Here is a 24,398-nt window from a genome sequence, read left to right as displayed (position 1 = left end):
CTCACTGGTTCCTATGCCTCCAGCATTACCATGGGAGGTTCTGTCTCCGGCAAAGTCCCGATCTACCAAAGTGATAGTCCAACCTTCTTTTTGAGCAGCCCAAGCGCAAGCGAGGCCCACGATACCTGAACCGATAACAATTAACTTTGACATAGCGAACCAGCCTATTTTAGTGCATACCAATGGCGATTAAGGAAGCAGGAAACCCTTGACTAGCGGATCACGATCATCAACAAAGATAGTGTTATGACCCGTAACGCGTGCCCAACCCTCGATGCTTGGGATAATCGCCTGGTATTCTTTAACAGTCGCCTGCTCAACTGCCATGCCAGTGAAGCACGTGCCGATTATGCTCTCGTGAACAAAACTTTCCCCTATCTGCAGTTGGCCCTTAGCCACCATCTGAGCGATTCGCGCTGAGGTACCTGTTCCGCATGGAGATCGATCAATAGCTTTGTCGCCGAAAAACACAGCATTACGTGCATCAGCGCCGTTAGTGCGCGCAGGGCCGGTCCACATTACATGCGACAAGCCTTTGATTTCACTTTCCACCGGATGCACGAAATCATACTTTTCGTTGGCCTTTCGACGCAGTTCTGGGCTTAGGCGCTGAATATCTCGGGTCGACAGTTCGTCAAGAGTTGGCAGCCCATTTTGAGGCTCGACGATGGCATAAAAATTGCCTCCATAAGAAACATCGAATCTAATCTCGCCGATTCCGTCCAATTCAACAGACAAGCCGGCGTCATAAAGAAAAGAAGGCACATTGGTCAACTTTACCGAATCGACTAAATTGCCAGTCATTTTATATTCAGCTTTCACTCGGCCAGCTGGGGTATCAAGGTACAGGACACCTGGCTCCTTTGGCTTGACTAAACCATGTTCAATGACCGATGTGACTGTGCCGATTGTGCCATGGCCACACATCGCCAAGCAGCCGCTGACCTCAATGAACAGAATAGAAAGGTCGCAATCTGGCCGAGTGGGTGGGTATACAATAGTTCCAGACATCGAGTCATGGCCGCGGGGTTCGTACATTAGAGAAGTGCGAACCCAATCGAAGTTATCTTCAAAATACTTGCGCTTCTCGATCATGTTGGTCCCGGCCAGAATTGGAGCGCCACCCGCTACTAAGCGGACTGGCTCACCACAGGTATGACCATCGATGCAGAAGAAAGTGTGCTTCATCTTTATACCTCAGTGCAGTACACGCTGCAGAAATTGCTGAGTACGTTCTTCGCGTGGCGCATTGATCACCTGCTTTGCCTCGCCGACCTCACAAAGGTGGCCTTTGTCAAAAAAGGCAACGCGGTCTCCACTTTCGCGTGCAAAAGCAATGTCATGCGTAACAACGATCATGGTCATGCCAGACGATTTGAGCTTGCGCATTGTGTCGAGCACTTCACCGACCAACTCGGGATCTAGCGCTGAAGTAACTTCATCGAAGAGCATATAGGTCGGCTTCATCGCTAGCGCACGGGCGATCGCTAAGCGTTGTTGTTGACCACCAGACAAGCTCGTAGGCTTCAGATCGGCACGAGCAGAGAGGCCGACATAGTCGAGATACTCGCGCGCCAGTTCCAGAGAGCTAGAGCGAGACATTTTTTTTACGATGCGGGGCGCTAATGCAACGTTTTCCAGGGCAGTAAGATGTGGGAACGCATTATACTGCTGGAATACGATACCTAGGGTCTGGCGCAATGTATTCAGATTTGTACCTTTCGCATGGACGTTGGTCCCATCGACAATAATTTCACCGCTCTGTATCGGCTCTAGGCCATTAATGCATTGCAGAAGAGTCGACTTTCCAGACCCGCTGGCGCCGATAAGGCAAAGCACTTCACCTTTCTCGATAGTTAGGTCGATACCTTTAATGACCTCTATGTTGCCAAACGACTTCCTTACTGACTTGATCTCAATCATTATTAATTTTCCTCTCAAGAGCACGGCTGTAGCGAGACACTGGGTAGCAGATTAAGAAGTAAGCGACACCCACGCCGATTAGCAGGGGGATAGCTTCATTGGTGCGGATAATTAGAATCTGAGTTGCTCTAAGTAATTCTACATACCCTATTACACTCACCAAGGCAGTATCCTTGGTTAGCCCAATAATCGTACCAATCCACCCTGGAAAAATGGCGCGCAGAGCCAGAGGGAATGAAACGTGAATAAGCTCTTGCCAGTAGGACATCCCCAATGAACGCGATGCTTGCTTGAGCTGTGGGCGCACGGAATACAGGCCTGACCGTACCAGTTCAGATGTCATGCCACCCATGTACAGGCTAAGAGTCAATAGACCTACTTCTAGCGGATCAAGGGGTACGCCGACAGCAGCGAACACGCTATTGGCTAAGATGAACTGAATAATCAATGGTACGCTTCGAGCAACATCAACCAGTGGTGATAAAACATAGAAACCAACTCTGCTGGTGTACCGTAGCCAGCCAACAAATGTTCCAAGCAACGTGCCCAGGAGTCCAGCTAAGATAGTCAGCAGGGCGGTTCTCCATAGCCCTTGAAGCATTAGGTAGATGTCAGTCCATTGTAGTCCAGAATAGGCTAGTTGAAATTGCATTTCAGCTCTCCTTACCAATAAGACGCCAAGCCACTATGCGTGCCCCCAGGCTGACAAACTTAAACAGAATGTAGTACATGACAGCTGCCACTATAAAGAATTCGAAAGTTCTGAACGATTCTGATTGCGCCGCTTGGGTTGCTCCTGTAAGTTCACGTACTCCTATAATCATTCCAAGTGATGTATTGAGCAGTGCCCAATTGACTTGGTTGATGTAAGGGAAGTACACAATCTTGAAAACCTGAGGGAATACCACATATTTATAACTCTGCCACGTTGTCATGCCAATAGAACGTGCGGCTGATATTTGCTGTTTGGGGACAGATGCAAGTCCGCCTCGGAATACCTCCGCTAGGTACCCTGCATTGTTGAAGGAGAGCGAGATCAGTAGAGCATTGAAGCTGGACATTTGAATGCCAATGGCACCAAGTCCAAAATACGCCATATAGATCTGAAACAATGCTGGCGTGTTTCGCGAAAGCTCAACCCACACAGTTGCCAATCTGTATCCGACGCCTTTGTCGTGACTTCGATAGACAGATAATGGTAACGCCATGCAAGTTCCTATCACGATGCTCAGAACTGCGACCACTAATGTGGTCTGGGCGCCTTGCAATAGCTCGGGAAATTTATTCCATACTGCCGACCATAAAAACGAGTAGTCAAACATAGCGTGTCTCTCGTAAGGCACATCTTGTGCTGGGCGTATCCGCATTGGGGGCAGTAGAAGGGTGCTTCGCAGGCCGTTCCCTCTGTCGGGGATCTAGCCATAGCAACAGGTGGCTCCAGTCGCGCGGTATGTTGTCTCGTTTGCCATCGCGGCCCGAGATCTCCGATCAAGCGGTCTTCAACGCCGCTTGAGTGAATCCTAATCCACTCGGTCGTCCGTGTAAACGATTACAGGTCGTTTTTTTTCGCTACCTTGTGGACGCCTGTTTCGGGCCTTTGGTAGCATAACGGCGACTGTAAAGGATTACGATTACGCTCGAATCTCTGGTCATGAGCAGGCCTGCGGTGATATCGGAGGCCTCCTCGTCAAAGCATCCTTCGCAAAAATGTCAATTGCTAACGCTCAGCTTCTGAAGAGTAATGTGCTCTCGGATGAGAGGAGCGGATTAGAATTTATCTACAAAATGATGAGTAAAGCCCCCGTGCGAGTACAGAAAAGGCCTGGAGTCAAGGATGTTGCACTGGCCGCAGGTGTATCGGTTGCAACCGTTTCGCGAACCTTCAATTCACCCGACAGTGTTAGTGAAGACGTGCGCGCTGCGGTTCTGAAAATAGCTCGCTCTCTTGGGTACAGCCCGAATCCCGCAGCCAAGGCGCTGCGTATGCAACGGTCCAACATCGTTGGCGCGGTTTTCCCGACAATCGCATACGGCTTCTACGCGCAGCTCGTAAACGGGTTCCAGCGCCGCATGAATGAAGGTGGCTACATGACCTTCCAGCTCACTGTTGATTTTGACAACTCCGACATTTATGACTCCGTGCGCCGGCTCGTTGAGCGGGGAGCGGAAGCCTTGATGATAGTGGGCCTTGTCGAAGACAGGCGGCTGGTCGAGTATCTTAAAGCAAACAATGTGCCAGTGATTTGTACCTACTCCGTTCTTAAGGACGACACGTTTCCATCCATTGGAATAGACAATTTCGCGGCCACCGCGCAGATCGTTGAGTATCTGGTGCAGCTTGGCCACCGTGAATTTGCCATGCTGTCAGGTCCAAGCAAGGGAAATGACCGACAGCAGAGCCGTATCAGAAGCTTTACCGAGACCCTTCTGAAGAATGGAGTAGAGATCAACGATCGCATCTACGAGGACCCTCACGGGTATTCAGTCGATTTTGCATTGCGTGCTTTTCGGAGCATTCGCGAAAGTCAGCCAGAGGTTACTGCCATAGTGTGCAACAGCGACGCCTACGCCATGGCCGTTGCGATGGAGGCGCGGCGTATGGGGTTGCGAATCCCGGAGGACATTTCGATCACTGGGTTCGACGACCAGGACTTCGCCGCAATTATGGATCCGCCCATAACCACGATATCTTTCCCTTCAGTGGCAATGGGTACTATGGCGGCCGATGCGTTACTTGGTGCGCTTGTTTCAGAGCAGCCAATCATCTCTCGCCAACTCGAGTCCCGTCTCGTGGTAAGGGGTTCGACAGGACTCGCCCCTAAGCTTTAATCTGCCCTCGGCCAGGCCAGTTCGGGTCGACAGCCACATTTTTCCATGGGGCGAGTCGACAGGGTGGCACTTACGATTGCGGCGGCGTTTTTGCCATTGAAAGTGTTCTAGCAAGAATTAGTAGGGTGCCCAAGGACTGCGCTCGTATCTGACTTTACCTGCTTGTTGCCGATCGTGCAGCCACGCCCGGATATTTCGCTCATAATCTCGAGTAGTTGGCCAGGAGCTGGCGCCCCCCAGAGCTAACCCGTGTCCGGGGTCAGGCTGTCACGGCGAAGCGCAGCTCACATCGGTCAATTCTGACGTTACTTCAATTTCGCGAAAACGGTTTCGGCTTCGATTTTCGCAACGTCATCGGGTCGAGGGAAAGGAGCCGGCGCAGCGTCTCCATGCTTGCGGTGGCGGCCAACTGCTTGGAAGAAGTCTTCGAGACCGCCTGGCATGAAGAACCATACCCAGCTGAGCTCTATGTCACCATCGTTAATAAATGTGTGTTCCACATTGTGACCTAGGTAAAGCATTGTTCCAGCAGTCAATTCGTAACTGTGTCCATCGATTAGGGCGGTGCCTTTACCCTCAAGCATATAGAGCACTTCTTCTCCGGCGTTGTGAGCATGCAGCCTCACCCGTCCGCCGGGAGCCACGCTTTGCGTGCCTGCCGAGAAGGGATGGACGCTACGTACGTTGCGCTGAGAGACCATGATATCGATGTGCCCATTCGCTGGAATAGGCTGCCAATAGCTTTCACACTTATCGCGGGTCATCACGACGAAATCGCCTTTCGGCTCGCTGAACGAGAAAGCTGGCTTATCACTCATTTGTGGACTCCTCTTTAGGCTAGACGATGTGCTGCCTCACGCAGCCGATGCCACTGTAAACGATTACAGTAATTTGTAAATAGAGCTGTCGACGGCATCGATTGGCTGCGGGATCAAAAACTACGGGGTAGAGGGCGTAAATGGCGAGCTTGATGCGGATCCGGGTGCATGGCGGCTGTCGCGGTCAGGTTAAACCCTCGCGAACACGATTCTGTGTGATTTCATTGAAGGTGACGCGCCTGTCCTCGCTGATGCCCAGCACCTGTTGAATGTGCCAAGCGATGCTCTCACCTTCGCGGTCCGGGTCAGTCGCAATGTAAACCTCGGTCGCATCCTTCAGCGCCTTGCGGATCGTGCTTACGTTGCGAGCGCTCTTGGGGAGCATCTCGTATACGGGCCGGGAAGTTCTTGAGCACGCCCGTGGTGATCATCGTCTCGTCCTGCCCCTTTTCGGGGCGGTCTCGGATGTGGCCAACAGTGGCTACCACCGTCCAGTGCTCGCCAGGGCGGCTCTTCTTCATCATGGGCTCCAGCTTCTTCAGCTTGCCCGGTGCCTCGATGATCATGAGTCTCATAGGGTGACCCTGAACTGTTCGAACAGGCGCACTCTTACCTCCGCCCGGAGGCGGCACAACGCGAAATGGTCTACTGGAAGGGAGAAAATTCGGGGCGGCCAGGCTTACGGAGGAAGGGACAAAAATTGAGGGTGAGCTACTAGGAGCGCTCATACCCTTTCAGCCAGGAGGCCAGCATGGCGGGTTGCTACATGAGGTCAGTTCCGCATAGCTCACAATGGCCAGCGGTTTGGGTCCACACAATGCGTTTTGTCACCTCATCGGTGTCATGGCGACCGATAGCAGGTTTGTTTTCTTTTTGTTTTCCCACTTGGTCTTCTCGAATTAGCGGGCATTCCTGGTGCGCGCTGGCTCTTTGAGTTCAAATAAGGGCTCTCGGCCGGAATTCAATGGTGAAGGAAAATAAAATCTAAGTGGGCTCCCCCGCGGCGGCTCCAAAACGCCATTCTTGCTCTTCAGTCTTGACCGGCACACCATCATCGCTCCTCATGTATCAGCGAATAATATGCTGCAACTGTAAGTCCTGTAAGCACTATGGCTTATACGTGCAAGCGATACGACCTATCAGATTCAGACTGGGAAATAGGTGCCGACTTTTTCCTGTGCATCGGCCTATCGGATGCCAAAAGGCAGATGCTCATCTGGCTTACTGTGGGTACGTTGCTTCGCAGCATAGCGAGACGTCAGCTCGGCTGGCTGAAGGGCATCAATGCTGATGACTCGCTACTGAACGTTTGACTTTCTTACATTCAGGGATTGGGCGGCTGGGAACTAAAATTTAGAAAGTGTGTGGCAAGGCGATTTGGGGCTTTTGTGCACCGCTCTTTGGGCTTTTTAGTTCTGATCACTGAAAGCTGCCGACGAAGGGGGCTGTTCAGCGTGCTGCGAAAAGAGTACAAATGTACTCCATGGACAACCTCACCCCAAAACGCCGCGCAATTCTCGATTTCATCCGTGAACGCATCGCCGATCACGGCCAGCCACCGAGCCTTGCCGACATCGCCAGCCGCTTTGGCTTCGCTTCACGCAGTGTTGCGCGCAAGCACATCACCGCCCTGTGCCAGGCGGGTTACATCGATGTAACACCCAACCAGGCGCGGGGCATCCGCCTGGCCGAGCCGTTGCGCCGCCCGGAAATCCTCGAGGTCCCGGTGTTGGGCCAAGTGGCGGCAGGCGCGCCGATTGGCCCTGACCTGGGCATTCACGAGCAGTTGCTGCTCGACCCCAGCTTGTTCCGCCGTACCCCGGACTACCTGCTGAAGGTACGAGGTGACTCAATGGTCGACGACGGTATCTTTGATGGCGACCTGGTGGGTATCCGCCAGCAGGGCGAAGCGCGTGATGGCCAGATCGTGGTTGCTCGCCTGGATGGCGAAGTTACCATCAAGCGCTTGCAGCGCCAGCCGGGCGGTTATCGGCTGATGCCGCGCAACCCGGCCTATGCGCCGATCGATGTTGGCCCTGAGCGGGAGTTCTTCATCGAAGGCGTTTTCTGTGGCTTGTTGAGGCGCGACTGATGGGCGCGGTAGTCGATCTTGATCGGCTGCTGGACCAGCGCCAGGTCTGGCGCGGCCGGCAGGCCCAGACACGCCCGACCGGGGGGCAGCCCACTGGCCATGCCGTATTGGACCAGCGTTTGCCCGATGGCGGCTGGCCGGCGTCGGCGCTCAGCGAGCTGCTGCTGGCCAGCCCAGGGTGCGGTGAATTGCACTTGCTCTGGCCTTCCCTGGCACGGTTGAGTGCCGAAGGCGGGCGGATTGTTCTGGTGGCTCCCCCCTTCATCCCCTACGCGCCGGCCTGGCAGGCGGCCGGGGTGGATCTGCGCTGGCTGATGCAAGTAGAGGCCGCGCCGGCCGATGCGCTCTGGGCCGCCGAGCAGTGCCTACGTTCTGGGAGTTGCGCGGCCGTGCTGTGCTGGCCGGAACGTGCTGACGATCGTGCGCTGCGTCGGCTGCAGGTTGCAGCCGAAACGGGCCAGGCGCTGGCGTTTGCCTGTCGGCCGCAACAGGCTGCGCATAATCCTTCACCGGCCGCATTGCGTATTGCCATCGACACCCGCCCCGCACAATGGCGCGTGCTCAAGTGCCGTGGTGGCTTGCCGCCAGCGGCTGCCATTGCCTGTCCTGGGCGGGACTGATGCAGCATGCTCTGGGCCTGCATTCTTTTTCCGCAGTTGGCGCTGGACTCTATCCTGCGTGAACGCGACGATGCTGACGCACCACTGGTTTTGATCGACGGGCCGGTCCAGCGTCGCGTGTTGCAGGCGGTCAACCCTGCAGCGGCAGCGCTTGGCCTGCGTGCCGGCCAGACCTTGACTGCCGCCCGGGCCCTGGCCGACGGCTTCCACTGTGTCGAGGCCGATGCCGCACGTATCGAACAGTTGCAGCAACTGTTGGCCGCCTGGGCCTACCGCTTCAGCGCCCAGGTCAGCCTGCACTATCCTCGTGCGCTGTTGCTGGAAGTGGGCTCCAGCCTGCAACTGTTCGGCCCTTGGCCGGTATTGCAGGCGCGCCTGCGTGACGAGCTGGCAGCACTGGGCCTGCGCCAGCGCATCGTGCTGGCCACCAACCCGGTGGCGGCACGCATGCTTGCCAACGGCCATGACGGCCTGGCGCTGACGTGCGCCGAAGACACCCGCGCGGCATTGGCACGCATGCCCATAACGCGGGTAGGGCTGCCGCAAGAGGCTGCTGACGCCTTTGCGCGCATGGGCCTGCAGCAACTTGGGCAGGTGCTGGGCCTGCCGCGCGATGCCTTGGCCAGGCGTTTTTCCGCCCAGGTCCAGCTGCACCTGGATCAGCTGCTGGGCTTGCGCACGCTCGGGCTGGGTTTCTATCAGCCGCCTGATCGCTTCGAAACGCGGCTGGAGCTCAATTTTGACGTCGAGTCGCATCAGGCCTTGCTGTTCCCGCTGCGGCGCCTGCTCAACGACCTGGCTGCCTTTCTCGCCGGGCGCGACTGCGGCGTGCAGCGCTTTTGCCTGCACCTGGAACACGCCGAGGGGCCGGACACGCTGCTACGGGTGGGCCTGCTGGCCGCCGAGCGCGATGGCGCAATCCTCTTCGAACTGGCCCGCGGGCGCCTGGAGCCACTGCGCATTCCGGCTCCGGTGCGTAATCTGCGGTTGGTTGCCGACGACCTGCCGCCTTTCGTGCCCCAGCACCAGGCATTGTTCGATCCTCGCGCCCAACAAGCCCAACCTTGGGAGCAGTTGCGCGAGCGCCTGCGTGCCCGCTTGGGGGACGAAGCGGTCAAGGGCTTGCGTGCAGAGGCCGACCACCGTCCCGAGTGCGCCTGGCAATCGGCAGCGCAGGGCGCGCAAGACAGTCTGACGGCCTTGCCTGGAAGCCGCCCCGGCTGGTTGCTGCCTGAACCCCAGGCTCTGGACGGCATGGGCCACAGGTTGCTGGGGGCGGCCGAGCGCATCGAGTCGGGTTGGTGGGACGGTGGCGACGTTCGCCGCGACTATTACCGCATCGAGACCCGCGAAGGGTTGCGTGGCTGGGCCTACCGCGACCTGGCCCAACCTGGTCCCCTGTGGTTGCAGGGGTGGTTCGCATGAGCACGGCGGGTTATGCCGAACTGCATTGCTTGTCCAATTTCAGCTTCCAGCGCGGAGCATCCAGCGCCGAGGAACTGTTCCGTCGCGCCCGTGAGCAGGGGTACCAGGCGTTGGCGATCACCGACGAGTGCACCCTGGCCGGCATCGTGCGTGCGTGGCAGGCAGCCAAAGAGCAGCACTTACGCCTGATCGTCGGCAGTGAAGTGTGCCTGCAGGACGGCCCGAAACTGGTGTTACTGGTGCAGAACCTTGTCGGCTACCAGAACCTGTGCGCCTTGATCACCCGCGCACGACGGCGGGCAGAGAAGGGCGATTATCAACTGTTCAAGGATGATCTGGCCCAACACCATCAAGGGTTGTTGGCTTTATGGATTGCCGAAGTCCCGTGCGACCCGGCGCACGGCCAATGGTTGCGTGGGTTGTTCGGCGAGCGGTCCTGGCTGGGCGTACACCTGCACCGTGGCAGCGATGATGAAAACCGTTTGCGGCAACTGCGCATCATGGCGGCGCATCTGGGTATTCGGCTCGTGGCCTGTGGTGACGTGCACATGCATGTGCGCGGTCGGCGCGCCTTGCAAGATTGCATGACTGCCATCCGCCAGCGCTGCAGCGTCGCTGAGGCGGGGCGCTTCCTGTACGCCAACGGCGAGCGCCACCTGCGGCCTCTGGGACAATTGGCTGAGCTTTACCCTGCCGACCTGCTTGCCGAAACCTTGAACATTGCCGAGAGCTGCCAGTTCGACCTGGGTGAATTGCAGTATCGCTACCCGCGGGAGCTGGTGCCAGAGGGGCATACACCCGCCAGTTGGCTGCGTGAGTTGTGCGAACGGGGCTTGCCCCTGCGCTGGCCGTCGGGGGCGAGTGACAACGTGCGTAACGTGCTGGCCAAGGAGCTGGCACTGATCGAGGCGCTGGGTTACGAAAGCTATTTCCTCACGGTGCACGACATCGTTGCCTTTGCCCGCAGTCAGCACATCCTCTGCCAGGGCCGTGGCTCGGCGGCCAATTCGGTGGTGTGTTTCGTGCTCGGCATCACCGAACTCGACCCCATGAAGCACCGCTTGCTGTTCGAGCGCTTTCTGTCGCGTGAGCGCAACGAACCACCGGATATTGACGTGGACTTCGAGCATGACCGGCGCGAAGAAGTGATCCAGTATGTGTTTCGCCGCTATGGTCGGCACCGGGCGGCACTGACGGCAGTGGTCAACACCTATCACGCTGCCGGTGCGATACGTGACGTGGCCCGGGTGCTGGGCTTGCCGGCCGATCAGGTGGATGCCTTGGCCAAGTGCTGTGGCCGCTGGAGCGATCGCATCCCGGATGAACAGCGCCTGGTCGAAGCCGGCTTCGAGCCCGGCAGCCCGTCGTTGCGACGCATCCTGGTACTGGCTGCGCAGTTGATCGGCTTTCCGCGCCATTTATCTCAGCACCCGGGCGGCTTTGTCATCTCCGAGCAGCCGCTGGATCACCTGGTGCCGGTGGAAAACGCAGCCATGGCCGAGCGCACGGTGATCCAGTGGGACAAGGACGACCTGGACATGGTCGGTTTGCTCAAGGTCGATGTACTTGCCCTGGGCATGCTCAGTGCCTTGCGCCGCTGTTTCGACCTGATGCAGCGGCACCGTGGCCGGCAACTGACCCTGGCGACCATCCCTGGTGAAGATCCGGCCACCTACGCAATGATCAGTCGGGCCGAGACCATGGGCGTATTCCAGATCGAATCGCGCGCGCAGATGGCCATGCTGCCCCGGCTCAAGCCCACGAAGTTCTACGACCTGGTGATCGAAGTGGCGATCGTTCGTCCAGGGCCTATTCAGGGCGACATGGTCCACCCTTACCTGCGCCGGCGCTTGAAGCAGGAGCCGGTCACTTACCCCTCGCCCCAGCTCAAAGAGGTGTTCGAGCGCACTTTGGGTGTGCCCTTGTTCCAGGAGCAGGTCATGGAACTGGCCATGGTCGCTGCCGACTACAGCCCTGGCGAGGCGGACCAGTTGCGCCGCAGCATGGCGGCCTGGAAGCGCCATGGCGGTCTGGAGCCGCACCGCGAGCGGCTGGTGCAGGGCATGCTGCGCAACGGTTACGACCTGATGTTTGCCGAGCGCATCTTCGAGCAGATCAAAGGCTTTGGCAGTTATGGCTTCCCCGAGTCGCATGCGGCCAGTTTTGCCTTGCTGTGTTATGCCAGTAGCTGGCTCAAATGCCATGAACCGGCAATCTTCACCTGCGCGTTGGTCAACAGCTGGCCGATGGGGTTCTACAGCCCTGACCAGTTGTTGCAGGAGGCGCGGCGTCAGGGGATCGAGGTGCGGCCGGTAGATGTATGCCACAGCGAGTGGGATTGCACCCTGGAACCTGTCGGTGAGCGCGCTTTAGCCATCCGCCTTGGCTTGCGACAGATTCGAGGCTTCGCCGAAGCCGATGCTCGGCGGCTGGAGGAGGCGAGGGCGGTCAGGCCGTGGCGTGATATCGAAGACCTGTGCTTGCGTGTCGGTCTGGACAGCAGGGCCCGGGCCCGGCTGGCCGATGCCGGTGCGTTACGCGCCCTGGCGCGCGATCGTCACCAGGCACGCTGGCAGGTGGCAGCGGTGCAGCCCCAGTTACCGTTGTTCGCCGAGGTCGAGGCGGCACCTGAGCTCCCGGTAACGTTGCCCGTGCCCACTGTGGGCGAGGACCTGATGGCCGATTACGACACCCTGGGTACGACCCTTGGGCCCCATCCCTTGGCGTTATTGCGCACGCGCCTGCGGGCGCTGGGTTGTCGCAGCTCGCGAGAATTGGCGGAGGTCGAACATGGCGATGCGGTTGCCGTGGCTGGGCTGGTGGTCGGGCGGCAGCGGCCACAGACAGCCAGTGGGGTGACCTTTGTCACCCTTGAAGATGAGTTTGGCATGGTCAATGTGGTGGTCTGGCGTGACCTGGCCGAGCGGCAGCGGCGGGCGCTGGTGGGGTCGCAATTGCTCAAGGTGAGTGGGCGACTGGAGCAGGCGGACGAAGTACGGCACCTGATTGCGCGGCGGTTGGAGGATGTTAGCCCACTGTTACAGGGGCTGGATGTGCGCAGCCGGGATTTTCATTGACGGTACTGGGCCTGACAGCCGGATTGCCTGCGATGGGCTGCAAGGCAGCCCAGGTTCGCGGGTCCCTCAAACCATCGCCAGGTGTTGCTTACGCGTAGGCGCCGGGAACGCCCGATCAATCGCCCGCAGATCCTCGCGGGTCAGGCTCAATGCCCCGGCTGCGGCATTCAACTGCACATGCTCGGGCGCCACGGCCTTGGGGATGGCAATCACATCGTCATGGCGTGTTACCCACGCCAGGCTGACCTGGGCTGGCGTGGCCCCATGGCGCTCGGCGACTTCGCTCAATACCTGGTGCTGCAGCAGTCGCCCAGCCTGGGCCAAAGGGCAGTAGGCCATGGTCGGCAGTTCCCGTTGCCGGCTCCACGGTAGCAGGTCGAACTCGATGCCACGCTGCGCCGGGTTGTACAGCACCTGGTTGGTGGCGCAGTCCGGGTTGTGCAATTCGCGCAGGTCATCGACATCGAAGTTGGAAACCCCCCAGCGGCGAATCTTGCCTTGTTCGCGCAGACGCTCGAACGCCTCGACGGTTTCCTCCAGTGGGTATTGGCCTCGCCAGTGCAGCAGATACAGGTCGATGACATCCGTGCCCAGGCGCTTGAGGCTGCGCTCACAAGCAGCAGGCACCCCCCGTTGGCTGGCATTGTGCGGGTAGACCTTGCTGACTAGAAACACCTGGTCGCGACGCCCGGCAATGGCCTGGCCGACTACTGTTTCCGCGCCACCCTCGGCATACATTTCGGCAGTGTCGATCAGGTTCATGCCCAGCTCGATACCCTGTTGCAGGGCAGCCACCTCGGCGGCGCGATGGGCCGGGTCTTCGCCCATGTACCAAGTGCCCTGGCCGATGGCCGGCACCTCGCAACCTGCCAGTTTCACGTAACGCATGTCACCTCCGGAGTGTGTGTATGGGCAAGCAGTACCTCGAGCAGTGCTTGCGCTGCAGTGGACAGTTTGTGGTCGCCCAAGGCGATCACGCCAATGCGCCGCTCCACCGCGGGTTCTACCAGGGTGACACAGCGTGCGCCAAGCTCTTGCATCTGGTTGATGCACAACGCGGGCACCGCACTGACCCCCAGGCCACTGGCGACCATGCGGCCAATGGTCGACAGCTGGTGGCTTTCAAAGGCCACCGCCAGTTTGCCGTGCCAGGGCGCGACGTTCTGTTCCAGCAGCAAGCGCACCGCCGAAGGCCGCTGCAAAGCGATGAAGTCCTCGGCCAGCAGTTGTGCCCAGGTGACCTGGGGCTTAAGCGCCAGCGGCGAGTCAGCAGGTACCACGGCAACGAAGCGGTCCATGTACAGCGGGTGGAAGCGCAAGCCCTCGGTATTGTCCGGCTCGAAGCCGATACCCAGTTCGACGCGGCGGTGGCGCACCAGTTCCAGCACTTGTTCGTTGATCACGTCGTGCACGGTCACGTTGACCTTGGGGTAGCGCTGGCGGAAAACCTTCAGCGAGTGAGGTAACAGGTTGCCGGCAAAGGCCGGCATGGCCGCCACCGAAACCCGGCCCAATTGCAGGGTGAAGCGCTGGCGCAGCATTTCTTCGGTGTCGTCCCAGTCGGCTAGCAGGCGGCGGGCCAGCGGTAGCAGCACTTCGCCCTCGGCGGTCAGGCTGACGCTGCGTGTGGTGCGGGTGAGCAGGGCGCCGCCAAGGTATTCTTCCAGCGCCTTGATGGTCAGGCTCAGGGCTGGCTGGGAAACATGCAGGTGTTCGCCGGCTTGGGCGAAGCTCTGGTACTGGGCCACGGCAACAAAGGCGCGCAGTTGCTTGACGTTCATGGCGAGCTCACGGGTTATTTTGAAAAAATTATCAATCGATGATTAAAACAAAATTAACAAATCAGTCGCCAGCGGTGAAGATGCAGGTACACGCTCACCGACAGCCTCGTCGGTTCAACAACTACAAAAGGCGGATCAGCATGGCCGGACTGGACAAGCGCGTAGCAACCTATGAACAGGCCCTTGAAGGCCTGACCGATAACATGACCGTACTGGCTGGTGGTTTTGGCCTGTGCGGCATCCCGGAAAACCTCATTGCCGAAATCAAGCGCCGTGGCGTCAAGGGTCTGACTGTGGTCTCCAACAACTGCGGCGTCGACGGTTTTGGCCTGGGCGTGCTGCTGGAAGACCGGCAGATCCGCAAGATGATCGCCTCCTACGTTGGGGAAAACGCCGAATTCGAACGCCAGTTGCTCAGCGGCGAACTGGAGGTCGAACTGACCCCCCAAGGTACCCTGGCCGAAAAGATGCGCGCAGGTGGTGCAGGCATTCCGGCCTTCTACACTGCCACCGGCTATGGCACCCCGGTTGCCGAGGGCAAGGAAGTCCGCGAGTTCAAAGGCCGCAAGTACATTCTCGAAGAATCCATCACCGGTGACTTCGCCATCGTCAAGGGCTGGAAAGCCGACCACTATGGCAACGTGGTGTACCGCAACACTGCGCAAAACTTCAACCCGCTGGCTGCCACCGCCGGCAAGATCACCGTGGTCGAAGTGGAAGAGATCGTCGAGCCCGGCGTACTGCTGCCCAGCGAGATCCATACCCCGGGCATCTTCGTAGACCGGGTCATCGTCGGCACGTTCGAAAAACGCATCGAAAAGCGCACCGTCAAGGCCTGAGCGCCGTCCATCAGAACAACAAAGAGATCCTGACCATGGCACTGACCCGCGAACAGATGGCGCAACGCGTCGCCCGTGAACTGAAGGACGGCTACTACGTCAACCTCGGCATCGGTATCCCGACCCTGGTGGCCAACTATGTACCCGCCGACATGGATGTCATGCTGCAATCGGAAAACGGCCTGCTGGGCATGGGCGAGTTCCCTACCGAAAGCACCCTCGACCCTGACATGATCAACGCCGGCAAGCAGACGGTCACCGCCCGCCGCGGTGCTTCTATTTTCGATTCAGCGCAATCCTTTGCCATGATCCGTGGTGGTCACGTCGACCTCACCGTGCTGGGCGCTTTCGAGGTTGATGTGGAAGGCAACATCGCTTCCTGGATGATCCCTGGCAAGCTGGTCAAGGGCATGGGCGGCGCCATGGACCTGGTCGCCGGTGCCGAGAACATCATCGTCACCATGACCCACGCCTCCAAGGACGGTGAGTCCAAGCTGCTGCCGCGCTGCAGCCTGCCGTTGACCGGCGCCGGCTGCATTCGCAAGGTGCTGACCGACCTGGCCTACCTGGAGATCGAAAACGGTGCGTTCATCCTGCGCGAAACCGCGCCGGGCGTGACTGTCGAAGAAATCATCGCGAAAACGGCCGGTAAGCTGATCGTGCCCGATGATGTGAAGGAAATGACCTTCTAAAGCATTCCCCAACCCTGTGGGGCAGGTTCACCCGCGAAGGCATCGTGCTGCCTTCGTGGGTGAACCCGTTCCACGGGGTTTTGTGTTGATTCAAAGAAATCCGATAAAACCAATAAAAGGAAGTAAACGTGGCCGCTGAAATTCAAGACAGCCGCTCCGCCCGCTTTGCCCTGCGCTGCTCCAACTGGGCCGAACGCTGGTTCCCCGACTCCTGGGTATTCGCCGCCCTGGCGGTGGTGCTGGTGTGCATCGGCGCCCTGGCCATGGGCGCCAAACCCACTGATACCGCCAAGGCCTTTGGTGATGGCTTCTGGAGCCTGATACCGTTCACCATGCAGATGGCCTTTGTGGTCATTGGCGGCTACGTGGTGGCCAGCTCCCCACCGGCGGCGCGCCTGATCGATCGCCTGGCACGCGTGCCGAAAAACGGCCGCTCGGCGGTCTGTTGGGTGGCGTTGATCTCAATGCTGGCCTCGCTGCTCAACTGGGGCCTGTCACTGGTGTTCGGCGGCTTGCTGGTACGCGCCTTGGCGCGCCGTACCGACCTCAAGATGGACTATCGCGCCGCTGGCGCCGCCGCTTACCTGGGCCTGGGCGCAGTGTGGGCGTTGGGCCTGTCGTCCTCGGCAGCGCAACTGCAGGCCAACCCGGCCAGCCTGCCGCCGTCGATCCTGTCGATCACCGGGGTGATCCCGTTCACCGAAACCATCTTCCTCTGGCAGTCGGGGGTGATGCTGGCCGCGTTGGTGATCGTTTCGCTGGTCGTTGCCTATGCGACTGCCCCTGGCCCCAACAGCGCGCGTAGCGCCGAAGACTGTGGCGTTGATCCCAGCTTCACCGCGCCCCCGGCCCCCCAGCGCACCCGCCCGGGCGAGTGGCTGGAACATAGCCCGATCCTGATTTTGTTGCTGGTGGCGCTGGCGGCCGGTTGGCTGTACCAGGAATTCGCCACCAAGCCCGCAATCACCGCGATTTCAGGGCTCAATACCTACAACCTGCTGTTCATCATGCTCGGGGCCTTGCTGCATTGGCGCCCCCGCAGCTTCCTCGACGCCGTGGCCCGCGCCGTGCCGACTACCACTGGGGTGCTGATCCAGTTCCCGCTGTACGGTTCGATCGCGGCCATCCTCACCCAGGTGAAGGGGGTAGATGAACAGACCCTGGCCCACCATATTTCGCTGTTCTTCACCCAGATTGCCACCCATGACACGTATGCATTGTTGATGGGTGTGTACTCGGCGGTGCTGGGCTTCTTCATCCCGTCTGGGGGTGGCAAGTGGATTATCGAGGCCCCTTACGTGATGCTGGTCGCCAATGACCTGCAATACCACCTGGGTTGGGCGGTGCAGATCTACAACGCCGCCGAAGCGCTGCCTAACTTGATCAACCCGTTCTACATGCTGCCATTGCTGGGTGTGCTGGGGCTGAAGGCACGGGACCTGATCGGTTTCTCCTTCGTGCAGTTGCTGGTGCATGTGCCGCTGGTGCTGGTGCTGTTGTGGGCGTTGGGCACGACATTGCAGTATGTGCCACCGGTGATGCCGTGACTTGATGGGTAATTGCACCAGGAAGGGCGGCTGAGCACCGCCCTTTTTTGCGTTCGAATGATGAATAGATAACGATTCTCATACGAGATTCGTTTTCATATGAATGCCGATCAACGGCAGCCATGGATCTTCATCGAACGTACAAGGAGTAAGGCAGCGATGTTTGCGCCCATCAACCGTTCCACGACCCTGACCCTGGGGCTGTGCGCCACCCTCTTCAGCTCGACCGAAGCGCAGGCAGAGGAGGGCGTGCTGGAGTTAAGCTCGACCGAAATTCTTGCCCAGCACCTGGGCAGCACTACCGAGCACAGTGGCTCCTACACCACCGGTAGCATGAGTGCTGCCACGCGCCTGAACCTGTCGATCAAGCAAACCCCGCAGTCGGTCTCGGTCATCACTCGCCAGCAGCTTGACGACTTCCAGCTCGACAGCCTCTCCGAGGCGCTGGCCCATGTCACCGGTGTCACGGTGCAGCGTAGCGATTCCGAGCGGCCCACCTATTTTTCACGGGGCTATGCGATCAACAATTTCCAGATCGATGGCATGCTCAACACCTTTTCCGTGCTCAAATCGGATTCGGACACGATCATCTATGACCGGATCGAGGTAGTGCGCGGCGCGACCGGCCTGACCACCGGTGCTGGCGACCCCTCCGGGACCGTGGCCATGGTGCGCAAGCGCCCAACCCACGCCTTGGCAGTCAAGAGCGGTGTCAGCGCGGGCAGTTACGACAACTATTACATCTACCTCGATGTGGGCGGCCCGCTGGGGTGGGACGGGCGCCTGCGCGGTCGCACGGTGCTGGCCTACCGCGACAGCAAGTCGTTCATGGACAAGTACGCCAGCCAGCGCGAGGTGGCCTACGGCATTCTGGAAGCTGACCTGACTGACAGTACGGTCCTGGCAATGGGTTACGACTACCAGAACAAGGATGTGCAGGGCGCCTCATGGGGCACGGTGCCGTACTGGAACGCCCAGGGCGGCAAAGCCGACCTGCCACGTTCGACCAACCTGTCGGCGCCCTGGTCCTCATGGCCGCTGAAAGACAAGACCGCCTTCATCACCCTCGACCAACGCCTTGCCAGCGACTGGCTGCTGAAGGCTGCCTATACCCATCGCCAGAGTGATACCGATGGCAAGGTCTACTATGGCGGGAGTGGTTTTCCCGAGGCCGACCGTAGTGGTATGAGTGCCTACATCAGCCACTTCTCCGGCGAAGAGAAGATGGAGGCGATGGACCTCAACCTCGCCGGCCCGTACCCGCTGTTTGGTCGCAGCCACGATTTCATGGTCGGTTACGGCGTTTCCGAGCGCCGCAACCGTTCACCGTTCTTCGCCGGACGCAATGACCCGGCCGGTTATGGGGTGATCGCCGACTGGAAGTACATGGGCAATATCGCCAAATTCAGCGATTACGACAGCGGGCTGGACTCGCAACGTTCCTACATCCGGCAAAAAGCTGGCTACCTCGCCACGCGGCTGAACCCGACTGACCGGTTGCATTTCGTACTCGGTAGCCGGTATGGCAGTTGGCAAACCGAAAGCAAGTCCTGGTCCTATGACGACAACCTCGCGCTCACCCGCAGCACGCGCAGTGAGCAGACCCAGAACGATCAGTGGACGCCCTACGCCGGGGTGCTCTACGACCTGACTGAGCAGTACACTGTGTATGTCAGTTACGCCGATATCTTCAACCCGCAGACCGTGCGCGACGTCAACGAAAAATACCTGGAACCCATCGTGGGCAAGGTCTACGAGGTTGGCCTCAAGGCCGGCTTGCTGGATGACCGGTTGAACCTCAGCACCGCGGTCTTCCGCAGCAAGCAGGACAATGTCGCTGAGCTAGACGACGCGGTACCCCCGGGGCCCAATGGCGAGACCTACTACAAGTCGGGTGGTAAAGGCATAGTGGTTCAGGGCTTCGAGGCCGAGATCGCAGGCGAACTGGCGCCCAACTGGCAGTTGAGTCTGGGTTACAGCTATACCCATGCGGCGACGGGCGACAAGCAGCGCAAGAGCACCGAGCAACCGCTGAACCTGGTGCGTTTCTCCAGTAGCTACCACGTGACCCCGGCGTTGACCGTGGGTGGCACCGTGGACTGGCAGAGCAACAATTACAAGGCTGCCAGTCGACCGATAGGGCGCAACGCCGATGGCAAGCTGATCACCGTTGCCGACACCATCAGCCAGAAGGCGTTCTCGGTCGTGGGGTTGATGGCGCGCTATCAGTTTGATGAGCACCTGTCGGCATCGCTGAACGTCAAGAACCTGTTCGACGAGCATTACTACAACAACCTGGGGTTCTATAACGGCGTGTACCACGGCGAGCCGCGCACGATGATGGTGAGCCTGGACTGGACGCTATAGTCGCATCGACCGCTGCCATGATCGATGCTCGAAGGCTCTCGATTGCGCGCTGGCCTTCGAGCATGTGCCGCGCTTGATTGGTCGGGGGGCAGGTTACGCAGGGTTGCTCCCCGCCACGTCCGTCAAGGTTTGTAATAGTTTTGCGTTATGAGAAAAACGTGCTGCGCTTGTAGCATCACCTTCCCAGTTTTCTATTCAGGTCCCTATGAGCACCTTCGCGGAGCCTCCCAGTTTTCGGCCCTCCCGGCCACCCCTCCCTCGTCCTTGTGACGCTTCCCTCGTGAGTACCCGCTAATGGAATGGCTAGCCGACCCCACGGCCTGGCTAGGCCTGTTGACGCTTATCGTCCTTGAGCTGGTACTGGGTATCGACAACCTGGTGTTCATCGCCATCCTGGCCGACAAGTTGCCACCGCATCAGCGCGACCGTGCGCGGGTGATCGGCCTGAGCCTGGCGTTGATCATGCGCCTGGGCCTGCTGGCCAGTATTTCGTGGATGGTCACCTTGACCGCACCGCTGTTCGAGGTGTTCGGCAAGAGTTTCTCTGGCCGTGACCTGATCATGCTGTTCGGTGGCGTGTTCCTGTTGTTCAAGGCCACCATGGAGTTGCACGAGCGCCTGGAGGGTCATGTCGCCCAAGCCAGTGGCGTTGTGCGCCATGCCGCGTTCTGGCCCATCGTGGCGCAGATCGTGGTGCTGGATGCGGTGTTCTCGCTGGATGCAGTGATCACCGCCGTAGGCATGGTCGAACAGCTGTCGGTGATGATGATCGCAGTGATCTTCTCGATCGGCATCATGATCGTGGCCAGCAAGCCGCTGACCCGCTTCGTCAACGCCCACCCCACAGTGATCATGCTGTGCCTGGGCTTCCTGATGATGATCGGCTTCAGCCTGACCGCCGAAGGCCTTGGTTTTCATATTCCCAAGGGCTACCTGTACGCCGCCATTGGCTTCTCGATCCTCATCGAAGTGTTCAACCAGCTGGCCCGCGCGCGCCGCAAGCGTAGTCTCCAGCAGCACCGGCCCCTGCGTGAGCGCACCGCGCATGCTGTGTTGCGTTTGCTGGGTGGGCGCCGGGTGGAGGTGGACGAAGTGGGCGAGGAGATCGCCGACCTGGTCGAGGGCGGCGGTGAGCAGGTGCTCTTCGATCGTCGCGAACGGGTCATGATCAGCGGTGTGTTGAACCTGGCAGAGCGGCCGATCCGTACTGTGATGACCGCGCGCGCCGAGGTAGATGTCATCGACCTGGCGCAACCGGCGGTCGCCATCGCCCAAGCGCTAGCCAACTCACCCTACTCGCGTCTACCGTTGATTCGCGATGGCCGTATCGATGAGCCGCTCGGCTTCGTGCACAAGAAGGAACTGCTCAAGGAGCTGCTGTCGGGCACCGAGCCTGACCTGGAGCGCATGGTTCGCGCACCTTTGAACCTGCTGGACAGCTTCAGCATCCTCAACGCGCTGGAGCAGATGCGCCACCAGTCGACGCACATCGCGTTCGTGGTCAATGAGTTCGGCGACTTCATCGGCCTGCTGACCATGACCGACATCCTCGAGTCGATTGCCGGCGAACTGCCGGATGCCAGTGAGGTAGAGGGGCCGGGCATCATCGATGAGGGCGACAGCTTTGTCGTCAGTGGTGCCCTGAACCTGGGCCAGGTGCAGGCGCGTACAGGCTTCAGTGCACGCGCCACCGAGGACTACCAGACCCTCGCAGGACTGGTGATGAGCCTGCTGGACCGTCTGCCGGTGGTCGGCGACCACCTGGCCTGGAATGGCTGGAGCATGACGGTGGTCGCGGTGGAGGAACGCCGGGTGCGGCAGGTGCGGCTCAAACCGCCCGCCGACGCTGGCGGAGCAGGTGCTTGAAGCCCTCGAGCACCAGCACCAGTACCGCGCCCCAGATCGGCAGATAGGTCAGCCACTGATCAGGGCCAATGGTCTCGCCCAGCAGCAGTGCCACGCCCACCAGCAGTACCGGCTCGACGTAACTGAGCAGGCCGAACAGGCTGAAAGGCAGCAGTCGGCTGGCCAGTACGTAGGCAATCAGGGCCGAGGCGCTGATTGCGCCCAGCAGGGGGATCAGGCCGTAGAGGCCGGGGTGGTCGTGCAGGTCCGCACTCGACAGAGGCCCTTGGATCACGAAATACAGCGCCCAGGGCAGCAGCAGGCACATGTCGCACCACAGGCCACCCAGGTGGTCGGTGCGGCATCGCCGACGCAGCACGAAGTAGATCGGATAACCGACCATCACCAGCAGCGTCTCCCAGGCGAAGCTGCCATGCTGGTACAGTTCGTGGCCCACCCCAAGTGCGGCGCAGCTTACCGCAACCTTCTGCAGGCGCGACAGGCGCTCGCCATAGACCAGCCGCCCTGTCAGCACCATCGCCAGCGGCAGCAGGAAGTAGCCCATCGACACTTCCAGGCTGCGCCCGTGCAGCGGCGCCCAGAGGAACAGCCACAGTTGCACCCCCATCAACCAGGACGTGCCCACCATACCCAGCAGGAGCAAAGGCGTCTGGCGCACCCGTGCAAGCAGGTCGCCGACCCGCTTCCAGTCTTTGCTGGCCAGCATGAACAGGGTCAGACAGGGCAGGGTCAGCAGCGTTCGCCAGCCGAAGATCTCTTCGCCGTCGAGCGGCGCAAGCAGGGAGGTATAGAAGTACATCACGGCGAACAAACAGGATGCCATGACCGAACAGAGAATGCCTTTTGACACGAATGCCTCGGATAGGGGAATGAGCGGGTGGGTCAGCCGCGCATGATCTCAGGGGGCGCGTCCTGCGGCAACCGCGCAACACCTGGGCGTGTGGCCAAGGCCTGGAGAAAGTCGGCAGCAGGCATCGGCCGGGCGAACAGGTAGCCTTGCTGGAAGTCCACCCCGTGACGGGCCAGGTAGTCGCGCTGCACGTCCGTTTCCACCCCTTCGGCGACGATCCCAAGGCCCAGCTTGGCCGACAGTTCGATGATGCTGTCCAGGATATGTTGCGACAGCGCGTCGCCGCCGATCATCGCTACGAAGCTCTGGTCGATCTTAAGGTAGTCGACCTTGAACTGACGCAGGTAGTTGAGGCTTGACTGGCCGGTGCCGAAGTCGTCCAGGGCGATCATCACGCCCATTTCATGCAGTTTTTCGAACAGTTCCAAGGTGACCGGGGTCGCCTCGATCAGCTTGCGTTCGGTCAGCTCCAGCGTCAGCACCACTCGCCCGGGCGGGAAGTGTTGAAGAAAGGTGCGGCAGTCGTCGATGAGCGCCAGGTCGCGGCAGTGGTCGGCAGTGATGTTGATGCCGATATGAAAGCCGTCTTCAAGCAACGCAGCGTAAGGGGCAAGGTTTTGCGCAGTGTGCAGCATGAGCGAACGGGTCATGTCGATGATCTGCCCGCTGTGCTCGGCATACGGAATGAACAGATCGGGACGTACCAGGCCTTCATGGGGGTGGTTCCAACGCATCAGCACCTCGGCACCGGCCCAGCGGTAATCGCCTTTGCGTACCACTGGCTGAAAGTACGGGACGAACTCATCAGCCTCCAGGGCGCGGCGCAGTTCGGCACGCGGTGAGTTGGCACGGCGGATCTGCCAGCGGCATACGCTACCGGCTGCCACGCCCAGTGCCAGCAGCAGGCTGAGCAGGGCAGGGTAATGGTCGCGCAGCACTTCGCTGCGTTTGCCGTCGGCATACCCCCCGTGCACGCTAAAGGGATAACGCGTTGATCCCAGGGTCACGTCCGCGATCGCTGCAAGGGGCGGCTGGCCTGTGCGCACCACGCCGTCCTTGCCCAGCCAATGGTTGCCGACGCGCAGTTGCAGTTCCTCGTTGGCGCCGATCAGGCGCAAGGCTGTCAACAAGTGGTCGCCGTCCACGGTCGTGATCGCGCCGTGATCACCGTCGCTGGCGCGATACACCAGCAGCGCGTGGCCTGGCGTCACCGAATTGCCATCCATCAGCCACAGCTTGCCATCGGTGTAGTCCGCCGCGTCGACAGGCTCGTCGAACTCGCCGAACAACGACGAGCAATACAGGGTGTTGTCCCGCACCAGGTTGGTGGAGCGCACGAAGGCATTGCGCGTGACTTCGCCACGCAGGGCCAGTTGAGCCTCTACGCAGGGGGTGCCAGCCAGCGGCAGCAACGCCTGTGCAGCGCCGGCGAGGTTGTCCAGAACGCGTTCGATTTGCGCCACCACCTGGCGGGTGGTGGCCTGGCTGCTCGTGCGCAGGTCACGATCGATTTGCCAGTTCATCACCATCAGGCCGAACACCAGTGGCAGTAGGCCAATGACCCAGGGAAGCAGGGAGCGCCAATTCCAACGGGAGCGGGTTTTTACGCTGAGGGGCATGCTGTCCTAATCTTCAGGTAGGAAAGTAGTGAGGATAGCCGTATGTCAGATCG

At 59.7% G+C, this 24,398-nt stretch carries 22 protein-coding genes; 10 read left to right on the top strand and 12 right to left on the bottom strand.

Translation table 11 applies throughout. The features are described 5' to 3' along the window. The 5 genes from APH34_RS30405 to APH34_RS22640 form a co-directional block, all read right to left on the bottom strand. The coding region (locus APH34_RS30405) for an FAD-dependent oxidoreductase (RefSeq protein WP_156358111.1) at window positions 1-153 on the bottom strand (153 nt) is incomplete at its 3' end. Window positions 154-189: 36 nt separating this feature from the next. Continuing rightward, complete coding sequence (locus tag APH34_RS22655) at window positions 190-1,188, bottom strand: 4-hydroxyproline epimerase (RefSeq protein ID WP_054903024.1); 999 nt, start codon at window positions 1,186-1,188, stop codon at window positions 190-192. A 9-nt stretch (window positions 1,189-1,197) separates the two neighbouring features. Continuing rightward, a complete protein-coding gene (locus tag APH34_RS22650; RefSeq protein ID WP_054903023.1) occupies window positions 1,198-1,923 on the bottom strand; it encodes an amino acid ABC transporter ATP-binding protein in 726 nt (241 codons plus the stop codon). Beyond that, complete coding sequence (locus APH34_RS22645) at window positions 1,916-2,575, bottom strand: amino acid ABC transporter permease (protein WP_054903022.1); 660 nt, start codon at window positions 2,573-2,575, stop codon at window positions 1,916-1,918. The genes APH34_RS22650 and APH34_RS22645 overlap by 8 nt, the downstream gene beginning before the upstream one ends. A gap of 1 nt (window position 2,576) precedes the next feature. Next, entirely contained in the window at window positions 2,577-3,245 is a 669-nt protein-coding gene (locus APH34_RS22640; protein ID WP_054903021.1) for an amino acid ABC transporter permease, read from the bottom strand. 385 nt (window positions 3,246-3,630) lie between these two features. On the opposite strand from APH34_RS22640, the gene APH34_RS22635 reads away from it, so the two are divergent. Further along, a complete protein-coding gene (locus APH34_RS22635) occupies window positions 3,631-4,752 on the top strand; it encodes a LacI family DNA-binding transcriptional regulator (RefSeq protein WP_082422868.1) in 1,122 nt (373 codons plus the stop codon). 305 nt (window positions 4,753-5,057) lie between these two features. Here the strand turns inward: APH34_RS22635 and APH34_RS22630 are convergent, their stop codons facing one another. The 3 genes from APH34_RS22630 to APH34_RS28890 all read right to left on the bottom strand — a co-directional run bounded on the left by APH34_RS22630 (window position 5,058) and on the right by APH34_RS28890 (window position 6,145). Next, the gene (locus APH34_RS22630) at window positions 5,058-5,570 is read right to left on the bottom strand and encodes a cupin domain-containing protein (RefSeq protein ID WP_054903020.1); all 513 of its coding nucleotides are present in this window, start codon (window positions 5,568-5,570) and stop codon (window positions 5,058-5,060) included. A gap of 184 nt (window positions 5,571-5,754) precedes the next feature. Further along, the gene (locus tag APH34_RS30075) at window positions 5,755-5,955 is read right to left on the bottom strand and encodes a toprim domain-containing protein (RefSeq protein WP_054903019.1); all 201 of its coding nucleotides are present in this window, start codon (window positions 5,953-5,955) and stop codon (window positions 5,755-5,757) included. Further along, window positions 5,876-6,145 carry a hypothetical protein gene (locus APH34_RS28890; protein ID WP_236183059.1) on the bottom strand — a complete coding sequence of 90 codons (270 nt, stop codon included), beginning with the start codon at window positions 6,143-6,145 and terminating at the stop codon, window positions 5,876-5,878. The genes APH34_RS30075 and APH34_RS28890 overlap by 80 nt, the downstream gene beginning before the upstream one ends. Before the next feature lie 899 nt (window positions 6,146-7,044). On the opposite strand from APH34_RS28890, the gene lexA reads away from it, so the two are divergent. From lexA to APH34_RS22600, 4 genes are read left to right on the top strand one after another with little or no spacing between them, the layout of a single operon-like run. Then, entirely contained in the window at window positions 7,045-7,662 is a 618-nt protein-coding gene (gene lexA / locus APH34_RS22615) for a transcriptional repressor LexA (RefSeq protein ID WP_054903017.1), read from the top strand. Next, window positions 7,662-8,282: a translesion DNA synthesis-associated protein ImuA gene (imuA, locus tag APH34_RS22610; RefSeq protein ID WP_054903016.1), complete on the top strand. Its 621-nt coding sequence runs from the start codon at window positions 7,662-7,664 to the stop codon at window positions 8,280-8,282. Before lexA ends, imuA begins: the two co-directional genes overlap by 1 nt. 6 nt (window positions 8,283-8,288) lie before the next feature. Further along, a complete protein-coding gene (locus tag APH34_RS22605) occupies window positions 8,289-9,707 on the top strand; it encodes a DNA polymerase Y family protein (RefSeq protein WP_054903015.1) in 1,419 nt (472 codons plus the stop codon). Next, window positions 9,704-12,784 carry an error-prone DNA polymerase gene (locus tag APH34_RS22600; RefSeq protein ID WP_054903014.1) on the top strand — a complete coding sequence of 1,027 codons (3,081 nt, stop codon included), beginning with the start codon at window positions 9,704-9,706 and terminating at the stop codon, window positions 12,782-12,784. The genes APH34_RS22605 and APH34_RS22600 overlap by 4 nt, the downstream gene beginning before the upstream one ends. A 66-nt stretch (window positions 12,785-12,850) precedes the next feature. On the opposite strand, the gene APH34_RS22595 is transcribed toward APH34_RS22600, so the two are convergent. Together APH34_RS22595 and APH34_RS22590 are read right to left on the bottom strand one after the other, a co-directional pair. Further along, window positions 12,851-13,672 carry an aldo/keto reductase gene (locus APH34_RS22595; RefSeq protein WP_054903013.1) on the bottom strand — a complete coding sequence of 274 codons (822 nt, stop codon included), beginning with the start codon at window positions 13,670-13,672 and terminating at the stop codon, window positions 12,851-12,853. Next, the gene (locus APH34_RS22590; RefSeq protein ID WP_054903012.1) at window positions 13,660-14,565 is read right to left on the bottom strand and encodes a LysR family transcriptional regulator; all 906 of its coding nucleotides are present in this window, start codon (window positions 14,563-14,565) and stop codon (window positions 13,660-13,662) included. The genes APH34_RS22595 and APH34_RS22590 overlap by 13 nt, the downstream gene beginning before the upstream one ends. Before the next feature lie 140 nt (window positions 14,566-14,705). Here APH34_RS22590 and APH34_RS22585 point away from each other — a divergent pair, with 140 nt between their 5' ends. From APH34_RS22585 to APH34_RS22565, 5 genes are all read left to right on the top strand, one after another. Then, entirely contained in the window at window positions 14,706-15,404 is a 699-nt protein-coding gene (locus tag APH34_RS22585; RefSeq protein ID WP_054903011.1) for a CoA transferase subunit A, read from the top strand. 35 nt (window positions 15,405-15,439) lie between these two features. Further along, window positions 15,440-16,096 (top strand): CoA transferase subunit B, encoded by a 657-nt coding sequence (locus tag APH34_RS22580; protein ID WP_054903010.1) that lies wholly within the window; start codon window positions 15,440-15,442, stop codon window positions 16,094-16,096. A 128-nt stretch (window positions 16,097-16,224) separates the two neighbouring features. Continuing rightward, complete coding sequence (locus APH34_RS22575) at window positions 16,225-17,643, top strand: short-chain fatty acid transporter (protein ID WP_054903009.1); 1,419 nt, start codon at window positions 16,225-16,227, stop codon at window positions 17,641-17,643. 159 nt (window positions 17,644-17,802) lie between these two features. Continuing rightward, entirely contained in the window at window positions 17,803-20,010 is a 2,208-nt protein-coding gene (locus tag APH34_RS22570) for a TonB-dependent siderophore receptor (protein ID WP_054903008.1), read from the top strand. 294 nt (window positions 20,011-20,304) lie between these two features. Next, the gene (locus APH34_RS22565) at window positions 20,305-21,876 is read left to right on the top strand and encodes a TerC family protein (protein WP_054903007.1); all 1,572 of its coding nucleotides are present in this window, start codon (window positions 20,305-20,307) and stop codon (window positions 21,874-21,876) included. Here APH34_RS22565 and rarD read toward each other — a convergent pair. After that, on the bottom strand, window positions 21,839-22,726 hold the full coding sequence (rarD, locus tag APH34_RS22560; RefSeq protein ID WP_054903006.1) for an EamA family transporter RarD: 888 nt from the start codon (window positions 22,724-22,726) through the stop codon (window positions 21,839-21,841). The genes APH34_RS22565 and rarD overlap by 38 nt on opposite strands. 32 nt (window positions 22,727-22,758) lie before the next feature. Then, window positions 22,759-24,345 carry an EAL domain-containing protein gene (locus APH34_RS22555; protein ID WP_054903005.1) on the bottom strand — a complete coding sequence of 529 codons (1,587 nt, stop codon included), beginning with the start codon at window positions 24,343-24,345 and terminating at the stop codon, window positions 22,759-22,761. Between the last annotated feature and the right edge of the window lie 53 nt (window positions 24,346-24,398).

The organism is Pseudomonas sp. NBRC 111131, from assembly GCF_001320525.1.
GTDB lineage: Bacteria > Pseudomonadota > Gammaproteobacteria > Pseudomonadales > Pseudomonadaceae > Aquipseudomonas > Aquipseudomonas ceruminis.
The sequence above is the reverse complement of the archived record's forward strand: the minus strand, read 5'-3'. Positions and strand labels throughout refer to the sequence as shown.